The following is an 8,361-nucleotide window of genomic DNA, read 5'->3' on the forward strand; positions in this document are numbered from 1 at the left end:
GTATCGGGGCGACCCTCCGCCTTGCGATCGCACGCACCAGACACCGCCGGGCCCGCCCTTCGGGCGGACGGCGCTACTTTCGAAACACGCCCTAGTAGGGCTTGGTCATGTGCGGTCTGTGGTGGCGTGTCTTCTTGATCGGTCGTGTCGTTGACTGGGTCTGCTGAGTGAGGAGTTGGCTGCGGTCCGGTGTGATCCGGAGGACTTCGCGGCGGAGATGTTCGAGCCGTTCGCGCGGGCGGATCAGCGACGGGGGGCGGGGTCTATCTGCGGGGCCTACTGTTGGACGGCGGGCGCAAGTCGGTGGAGCCGATGGCCGCCCGCCTGGGCGAGGACGGGAACCGGCAGGCGCCGGCCCACTTCGTCACCTCCAGCCCGTGGGATGCGGCGCATGTGCGGGCCCGTCTGGCATGGCGCATGCAGCCGGTCGTCAAGCCCACGGCGTTGATCATCGACGACACCGGGTTCCTCAAGGACGGGGACGCGTCGGCGTGTGTGACCCGGCAGTACACCGGCACCGCGGGCAAGGTCACCAACTGCCAGGCCGGGGTCTCCTTGCACCTTGCTTCCAACGGCGCCTCCGCGGCCGTGAACTGGCGCCTGTTCCTGCCCGGGAGCTGGGATCCCGCCTCGCTCAAGGCCGACCGGGCCAAGGTGGCCCGCCGTGACAAGTGCGCCATCCCCGCCGAGGTGGGCCAGGTCGAGAAGTGGCAGCTGGCCCTCGACATGATCGACGAGACGCGGTCCTGGGGCATCGAGGTGCCCCAGGTCATCGCCGACGGCGGCTACGGGGGACACCGCTGCCTTCCGGCTCGGCCTGGAAGAACGCGAACTCGACTACGTGGTGGGCATCTCGACCACGACCACCGCGCAACCCGAAGACGCACAGCCATGCACCGCGGCCTACTCCGGCCGCGGCCCACATCCGGTTCCGGCCTACCCCGAGCCGGCCCAGCAGGTGAAGAGCCTGGTCATCGAGGCCGGCAGATCCTCCGCGCGGCCAGTGCAGTGGAGGGAAGGATCGCGGCCGGGCACCGGCCGCAGCGGATTCAAGCGCATGTACTCGCGCTTCGTGGCCCTGCGGATCCGGCCCGCCGGACGTGAGATCCGCAAAGCCACGGCCACCGCCGAGCTCCCGGTCCGCTGGCTGCCGCCCGAATGGCCCGCCGACCAGGACGAGCCCGTTCAGTTCTGGCTCTCCAACCTGCCCGAGACCACCCCGCTGCCTGTCCTCGTGCGCACCGCGAAGCTCCGCCGGCGCATCGAGAACGACTACCGCGAGATGAAACAAGCCCTGGGCCTGGCCCACTTCGAAGGCCGAACCTGGCCAGGCCGGCACCACCACGTCACCCTCGTCTCGGTCGCCCACGCCTTCTGCACCCTGTAGCGACTGAGCCGATCCCCAAAAGAGACGGCATCGGCCTGAGCCTCTACCGAGTCGTCCGCGAGCTGCAACTACTCCTCGCGGCCTGGACCGGCGCCTGCCCCACCTGCCACCGCGACATACCAACCGTCACACCAACCTGACCAAGCCCTACTAGGGCCTGTATTGGGTTGTCCCGCGGCGTCACGGGGCTGGGCACGCACGCTCGCAGCGTTGCCGAAACGCCCTGGTAGCTCCGCTACAAGGGCGCTCCGGCGCCTTGCGATCGCACGCACCCAGCCCCGCTCCTCCTTCCGCGTGACAACCCAATACAGGCCCTAAACCGTTCGCCTCGTATACAGGGTGTGAGCTGCTATTGAGTGGAACGCCCGCCCGCACCCTCCATCGCCCGATTCGAACGGCCACGGCGGCGCACCGGGCACACTTGTCCCATGACGACACCCGTGGCCCCCCTGCGTATCGGCCTGGCCGGTACCGGCCCCTGGGCCCGCATCACCCAGGCCCCCGCCCTCGCCGAGCACCCCGGCGCCGTGCTGAGCGGGGTGTGGGGCCGCCGGGCCGAGGCCGCGCGGGAGCTGGCCGCCGCCCATGGCGCCACCGCGTACACCGGTGACGCGGGCCTCGACGAGCTCTTCGCCGTGAGCGACGCCGTCGCGTTCGCCCTGCCGCCGGACGTCCAGGCCCCGCTCGCCGCCCGCGCCGCGGCGGCCGGCTGCCACCTGCTGATGGACAAGCCGGTGGCCACGAGCGTCGCGGCTGCCCGCGAGGTGGCCGAGGCCGCGGAGGCGGCCCGGGTCGCCTCCGTCGTCTTCTGCACGCTGCGGTTCGCCCCGGAGACCTCCGTGTGGATCGCCGAACAGGAGGCGCTGGGCGGCTGGTTCACCGCGCACGCCCACTGGATCGGCGCCCTCTGGGCACCCGGCGTGAACAGCGAGTTCGCCGCGTCCCCCTGGCGCCACGAGAAGGGCGGACTCTGGGACGTCGGCCCGCACGCGCTCTCCGTCCTCATCCCGGTGCTCGGCGACGTGACCCGGCTGACCGCGGCCCGCGGCCCCGCCGACACCCACCACCTCATCCTCCGCCACGCCTCCGGAGCCTCCAGCACGGTGACGCTCACGCTGGCCGCCCCGGTGGCGGCGGCCGGGGTGGAGGTCGAACTCAGGGGCGAGCACGGCACCGTGGGGCTGCCCCGCTGGGACGGCGCCGTCGGTGCCTTCCGGGCGGCGGTGGACGCGCTGATCGAGTCGGTGCGTACAGGGGTGGCGCACCCCTGCGACGTACGGTTCGGACTCCGGCTGACGGAACTGCTCGCGGAGGCCGAGGCGCAGGCGGGGGAGTAGGACGCGGACGGCGGGGCCCGGCCGGTCGCTGAGCCCCGGACCCCTCCTGACCCCGGGCGCCGGGGCTCAGCGCCCCATGGCGTCCCGTACCGCCTCGTCCGTGCGCGCGACCACGGCCGTGCCGTCCTCGGCCGTGATGATGGGCCGCTGGATCAGCTTCGGGTGCGCGGCGAGCGCGGTGATCCACCGCTCCCGCGCATCCGCCTCGCGCGGCCACTCCTTGAGCCCCAGTTCCTTCGCGTCCGCCTCCTGCGTCCGTGTGATGTCCCACGGCTCCAGCCCGAGCCGGTCGAGCACGGCCCGGATCTCGTCCGGTGACGGCACGTCCTCCAAGTAGCGGCGGACCGTGTAATCGGCGCCCTCCGCGTCGAGCAGCCGCACCGCGCTGCGGCACTTGGAACAGGCAGGATTGATCCAGATCTCCATGGGGCCAACGGTACGCGATGGACCCGCGAAAACCCCTCTGGCCAGGGGCGATTGTCAGTGCGGGGCAGTAAAATGGGGGTAGTTCGTGAGCGTTCCACAGCGTTCCGCCACCGCGCCAGGAGGTTGCCCATGGCCGTTGCCGCAGTCACGACCAAGCCGCTCCACAAGCCCCTGAGGAAGAAGCCGCTCCCCGCCGGCCGCCCCCGTGAGTGGTACGTCACCCACAACCGCCGGCTGAAGGCGATGCGCCTGGCGATCGCCCTGCTCGACACGGGAGTTCACCACCCGTCGAGCGCGAGCAACGCCCGGATACGCACGACCGCCGACCTGCTCGGCATCCACCCGCCGTCCGACACCACCTGCCGCATGGTCCGCGCACTCATCCGCTACGGCCGCTGACCGCCGGCCACCCGTCCGACCGCCGCGCCCCCGGGAGATCCGGGGGCGCGGCCGCGTCTCAGTACCCGTCGCACGTGGCGGTGGCGAAGGCGCCGGAGGCCCGGTCGGTCCGCCGGGTGATGTCGTCCACCGTCACGGAACAGGCGACGTCACCGCCGGACCTGCCGAGGCTGACGGCGAACGAGCCGCCGTTCATGAACCCCCTGGTCTCCAGCTCCCCGGCCCACGGCAGGCTCCGCAGGGTCAGCCGTCCGGTCGACAGGGCCTCGCCCCGCCAGGTGCTGTAGGTGAGGGTCACGTCCTTGGCGGTGCCGGTGACCTCGTACCTGACCCGCAGTCTCTGCGAGCCCTGCTCGGAGAGCCCGTGCGCCAGCACCGCGGAGACCGCGCCCGCGGCCAGCGCCAGGAGCACGACGACCATCAGCAGCACCCACGGCCAGATCCGCCGCCGAGGGGGCTGCGGCCCGGCCGGTCCGTCGTCGGTCGGCTGCTCGCTCATGCCACCACCCTCCACGGTCCGGCCCCGCCCCGCGACCCCGCCGCCTTCCTCACCCGTCCGGCCCGCACCACATGCGCCGCTTTGCTCGACACGGTCGTGGTGACGGTCGACGCCGTCCCATGAAGCAGGCCTCGGGCGTACACGGCGACCGCGACGTCGCGCCCAGCAGTGCGGTGAGCCTCCGGAGCCACAGCAGGAGGCCGGCGTTCTCCGGCCGCCGGTTTCGAGCGCGTGCTCCCGGATCGGCAGGAGCCGCCGAAAAGTTCGGGACCTTGGGAAGCCACTGGATACGGGTGGGGGGTATAGTCCCGACCCAAGGAAACATACCCCCCATCGGTATAGGAGAACTTGCTGTGTCAATCCCGGACGCCCCTCCCGGTCGGCGCCGCTGGACGGCGCTCGTCCTCATCGCCCTGGCCCAGTTCGCAGTCATCATGGACACGTCCATCATCGGGGTGGCTCTTCCCGAGATGCAGGGTGACCTGGGCTTCTCCCAGGGGAACCTGTCCTGGGTGTTCAACGCCTATGTCATTGCCTTCGGCGGGCTCCTCCTGCTCGGCGGGCGGCTGTCCGACCTGTTCGGCGCCAAGCGGATCTTCGTCGCGGGCTGGACCGTTCTGGCCGCGGGGTCCCTGGTCGCCGGCCTCGCCTCCGAGGTCTGGGTCGAACTGACCGGCCGCGCGCTGCAGGGCGTCGGCGCCGCGCTGATCGCCCCGTCCGCCCTGACCCTGCTGATGATGCTCTTCGGCGCCCGCCCCAAGGAGCTGACCAAGGCACTGGCTCTTTACGGCGCGGCGGCTCCGGCGGGCGGTACCGCCGGTGTCTTCCTCGGCGGCGTCATCACCGAATACGCCAGCTGGCCCTGGGTGTTCTACGTCAACATCCCGATCGCCCTTGCCGTGCTGGCCCTCACCCCGGCCGTCATGCCCTCGGCTCCGGTTCGCCGCGGCGCTGTAGATCTCGCGGGAGCGGCCACCGTCACCGTGGGACTGGCCACCGCCGTCTACGCCATCGTCCGCGCCCCCGAAACCGGCTGGGGCTCAGCCAGGACCTGGCTCGTGCTGCTGGCCGGCCTGGCCCTGATCGCGGCCTTCATCGCCATCCAGTCCAAGCGCCGCGAGCCGCTGATGCGGCTGGGCATCTGGCGGGCCCGCAACCTGGCCGGGGCGAACATCGCGCAGTTGCTGATGGCCGCCGCGTGGATCCCGATGTGGTTCTTCCTCAACCTCTACCTCCAGCAGGTGCTGGGACTGGGTGCCTTCGCCTCCGGCGCGGCCCTGCTGCCCATGACGGTCGCCACCATGATCATGATGGTCGTGCTGGCGCCCCGCCTGATCACCCGCTTCGGGACCAGGCCTCTGATCGTCATCGGCCTGCTGTCCCTCGCGGCAGGCATGTTGTGGCTGTCCTTCGCCCGGGTGAACGGCACCTTCTGGGTCGATGTCCTGCCCGCCTCCCTGCTGGCCGCGGCCGGCATGTCGCTGGCTTTCATACCCTCCCTCGGCACCGCACTGTCCAGCGCGCGCCCCGAAGAAGGCGGCCTGGCCTCCGGCATCGTCAACACCAGCTACCAGGTCGGCTCCGCTCTCGGCCTGGCCGCGATGACGGCCGTGGCCGCGGGGTACGGCGCCAACGAACTCGGCAACCCCGACGCGCTCACCAACGGCTTCTCCGCCGCCTTCCTCGGCGCAGCGGCTCTCGCCGCCGTCGGCGGACTCGCGTCACTGCTCACTCTGCGCACCGCTCCCGCGCTGGATTCCCCTCACGGCGAGGAGCGGCCCGCGAAGGCGGGGGCGGCCTGAGCACGCCGGAATGCCTGTGAGGGCCGCTTCCCCGGCTACGGGGAGCGGCCCTCACAGGCATTACCGGTAACTCTGACACCAAGTCAGCAAATCAGCCGCGCAGTGCGCACTCGGTGCGCAAAGGCACGGAAACCAACCGGTGACAGACCCTGTCGCTTAGAGGTCGAAGTACAGCTCGAACTCGTGCGGGTGCGGACGCAGCTGGATCGGGGCGATCTCGTTCGTGCGCTTGAAGTCGATCCACGTCTCGATCAGGTCGGGCGTGAAGACGCCGCCGGCCAGGAGGTACTCGTGGTCCGCCTCAAGGGCTTCGAGGACGGCCGGGAGGGACGTCGGGACCTGCTGGACGTTGGCGTGCTCCTCGGGAGCCAGCTCGTAGAGGTCCTTGTCGATCGGCTCCGGCGGCTCGATCTTGTTCTTCACGCCGTCCAGGCCGGCCATCAGGAGCGCCGAGAAGGCGAGGTACGGGTTGGACGACGGGTCCGGGGCGCGGAACTCGACGCGCTTGGCCTTCGGGTTGGAGCCCGTGATCGGGATGCGCATCGCGGCGGAGCGGTTGCGCTGCGAGTACACCATGTTGACCGGGGCCTCGAAGCCGGGGACCAGGCGGTGGTAGGAGTTCACCGTCGGGTTGGTGAACGCCAGCAGCGACGGGGCGTGCTTCAGGATGCCGCCGATGTAGTAGCGCGCCATGTCCGAGAGGCCCGCGTAGCCCTGCTCGTCGTAGAACAGGGGGTCGCCGCCGGCCCACAGGGACTGGTGGACGTGCATGCCCGAGCCGTTGTCGCCGAAGATCGGCTTCGGCATGAAGGTCGCGGTCTTGCCGTTGCGCCAGGCGACGTTCTTCACGATGTACTTGAAGAGCATCAGGTCGTCGGCCGCGGCGAGCAGCGTGTTGAACTTGTAGTTGATCTCGGCCTGGCCGGCGGTGCCGACCTCGTGGTGCTGGCGCTCGACCTGGAGACCGTTCTTGTCCAGCTCCAGGGAGATCTCGGCACGCAGGTCGGCGAAGTGGTCGACCGGCGGGGTCGGGAAGTAGCCGCCCTTGTAGCGGACCTTGTAGCCGCGGTTGTTCTCCTCCGACCCGGTGTTCCAGGCGCCCGCCTCGGAGTCGATGTGGTAGAAGCTCTCGTTCGCCGACGTCTGGAAACGGACGTTGTCGAAGACGTAGAACTCGGCCTCGGGACCGAAGTACGCGGTGTCCGCGAGACCGGTGGAGGTCAGGTACGCCTCCGCCTTCCTGGCCACGTTCCGCGGGTCACGGCTGTACTGCTCGCCGGTGATCGGGTCGTGGATGAAGAAGTTGATGTTGACGGTCTTGTCGCGGCGGAAGGGGTCGACACGGGCGGTCGACAGGTCCGCGCGGAGCGCCATGTCGGACTCGTGGATGGCCTGGAAGCCGCGGATCGACGAGCCGTCGAAGGCGAGCTCCTCGGTCGGGTCGAAGACCGCCGCCGGGATGGTGAAGTGCTGCATCACACCGGGCAGGTCGCAGAACCGGACGTCGATGAACTTGACGTCTTCGTCGGCGATGTACTTCTTCACGTCGTCGGCGTTCTGGAACATCCAACTCCTCCTACTCCCGGCCCGGAGTGGGACGGGGTTGCAGCTCGTTGTGCGGCCAGTGCGGTGGCACACGCTGGACCCGACCATAGGCAGACCGGATTTCCCAAGCATGACCCATTTGTTTCGCAGAAGTTAACCGGGCCGGGTGTGAGCGGCGCCTCGTGGCCGTACGGCGACCGGTTCCGGGCGGGTTCCGGACCGGTTTCCGGGCGGTGTCGGAAGGCGGCGGCTGCACCCGCCCGGCAGAGCGCTCGGGCGGGCGCAGTACCGTGGTCGGGTGGACAATAGGCAAGCAATCGGATCGTGGCTCTCCGGGCCGCGTGCGGCAGCCGAGGAGATGGGCGCCGACTTCGGGTACCGGGGCAAGCGGCTCGGGCTTCCCGAGCAGGGGCCGGGGGCCGTCGCGCCGCTCGGCCGCCGCTTCGGTGCGATCTTCATCGACTGGGCCCTGTGCCTGCTGATCGCATACGGGCTGTTCGCTCGCGGTGACCAGCAGGCGGCCGGCAACTGGGCGGTGGGGATCTTCCTCGTACTGAGCGTGCTCACCGTCGGCACCATCGGCTGCACGCCCGGCAAGCGCCTCCTGGGCATCAGGGTCGTTGCCGAGGGCGGCGGACAGCTGGGTCTCGGGAGGGTGCTGGTGCGCAGCGTGCTGCTGTGCCTGGTGATCCCGGCCCTGGTCTGGGACCGTGACGGCCGGGGCCTGCACGACCGGCTGGCCCGCGCCGTTCAGATCCGTATCTGAGCCGGATCCGTATCCGAGTCAGATCGGTATCCGAGCGGGTTCGTATCCGTCGGCCGCGTCGAAGAGCGGTAGGCGGTAGGCGGTATACGAGAAGAGCGGCATACGCAGAGGGCGGGACACGCAGTGAGCAACGGCAACGGCAACAGCGACGTACGCCTCTGGGGCGCCCGGTTCGCCGACGGTCCGGCCGAGGCGCTGGC

Annotated in this window: 7 protein-coding genes and 1 pseudogene; 5 read left to right on the forward strand and 3 right to left on the reverse strand. The window is 70.3% G+C overall.

Annotated elements, in window-relative coordinates:
* Positions 1-217 precede the first annotated feature (217 nt).
* Positions 218-1,387: pseudogene (locus AB0I52_RS32445) on the forward strand (IS701 family transposase).
* A gap of 428 nt (positions 1,388-1,815) precedes the next feature.
* Complete coding sequence (locus AB0I52_RS32450) at positions 1,816-2,724, forward strand: Gfo/Idh/MocA family oxidoreductase (protein ID WP_363078707.1); 909 nt, start codon at positions 1,816-1,818, stop codon at positions 2,722-2,724.
* A gap of 66 nt (positions 2,725-2,790) precedes the next feature.
* Here AB0I52_RS32450 and AB0I52_RS32455 read toward each other — a convergent pair whose 3' ends face one another.
* The gene (locus tag AB0I52_RS32455) at positions 2,791-3,150 is read right to left on the reverse strand and encodes an arsenate reductase family protein (RefSeq protein ID WP_363078709.1); all 360 of its coding nucleotides are present in this window, start codon (positions 3,148-3,150) and stop codon (positions 2,791-2,793) included.
* Positions 3,151-3,279: 129 nt separating this feature from the next.
* Here AB0I52_RS32455 and AB0I52_RS32460 point away from each other — a divergent pair, with 129 nt between their 5' ends.
* The gene (locus AB0I52_RS32460) at positions 3,280-3,549 is read left to right on the forward strand and encodes a hypothetical protein (RefSeq protein ID WP_363078711.1); all 270 of its coding nucleotides are present in this window, start codon (positions 3,280-3,282) and stop codon (positions 3,547-3,549) included.
* Between the two features lie 58 nt (positions 3,550-3,607).
* Here AB0I52_RS32460 and AB0I52_RS32465 read toward each other — a convergent pair whose 3' ends face one another.
* Positions 3,608-4,048, reverse strand: a complete 441-nt coding sequence (locus AB0I52_RS32465; protein WP_363078713.1) for a hypothetical protein — start codon at positions 4,046-4,048, stop codon at positions 3,608-3,610.
* Positions 4,049-4,401: 353 nt separating this feature from the next.
* Between AB0I52_RS32465 and AB0I52_RS32470 the strand changes: the two genes are divergently transcribed.
* Positions 4,402-5,850, forward strand: coding sequence for an MFS transporter (locus AB0I52_RS32470; protein WP_363078715.1), 1,449 nt, complete (start codon positions 4,402-4,404; stop codon positions 5,848-5,850).
* Between the two features lie 156 nt (positions 5,851-6,006).
* Here the strand turns inward: AB0I52_RS32470 and glnA are convergent, their stop codons facing one another.
* Positions 6,007-7,416, reverse strand: coding sequence for a type I glutamate--ammonia ligase (gene glnA, locus AB0I52_RS32475; protein WP_363078717.1), 1,410 nt, complete (start codon positions 7,414-7,416; stop codon positions 6,007-6,009).
* Positions 7,417-7,693: 277 nt separating this feature from the next.
* Here glnA and AB0I52_RS32480 point away from each other — a divergent pair, with 277 nt between their 5' ends.
* Positions 7,694-8,161: an RDD family protein gene (locus AB0I52_RS32480; protein ID WP_363078719.1), complete on the forward strand. Its 468-nt coding sequence runs from the start codon at positions 7,694-7,696 to the stop codon at positions 8,159-8,161.
* Positions 8,162-8,361 lie beyond the last annotated feature (200 nt).

Source organism: Streptomyces sp. NPDC050423, from assembly GCF_040655445.1.
GTDB lineage: Bacteria > Actinomycetota > Actinomycetes > Streptomycetales > Streptomycetaceae > Streptomyces.

What these genes read in the sequence shown, in the direction of transcription:
- glnA (WP_363078717.1), bottom strand. Translation starts at nt 7,416, where the DNA reads ATGTTCCAGAACGCCGACGACGTGAAGAAGTACATCGCCGACGAAGAC.
- AB0I52_RS32450 (WP_363078707.1), top strand. Translation starts at nt 1,816, where the DNA reads ATGACGACACCCGTGGCCCCCCTGCGTATCGGCCTGGCCGGTACCGGC.
- AB0I52_RS32465 (WP_363078713.1), bottom strand. Translation starts at nt 4,048, where the DNA reads ATGAGCGAGCAGCCGACCGACGACGGACCGGCCGGGCCGCAGCCCCCT.
- AB0I52_RS32455 (WP_363078709.1), bottom strand. Translation starts at nt 3,150, where the DNA reads ATGGAGATCTGGATCAATCCTGCCTGTTCCAAGTGCCGCAGCGCGGTG.
- AB0I52_RS32460 (WP_363078711.1), top strand. Translation starts at nt 3,280, where the DNA reads ATGGCCGTTGCCGCAGTCACGACCAAGCCGCTCCACAAGCCCCTGAGG.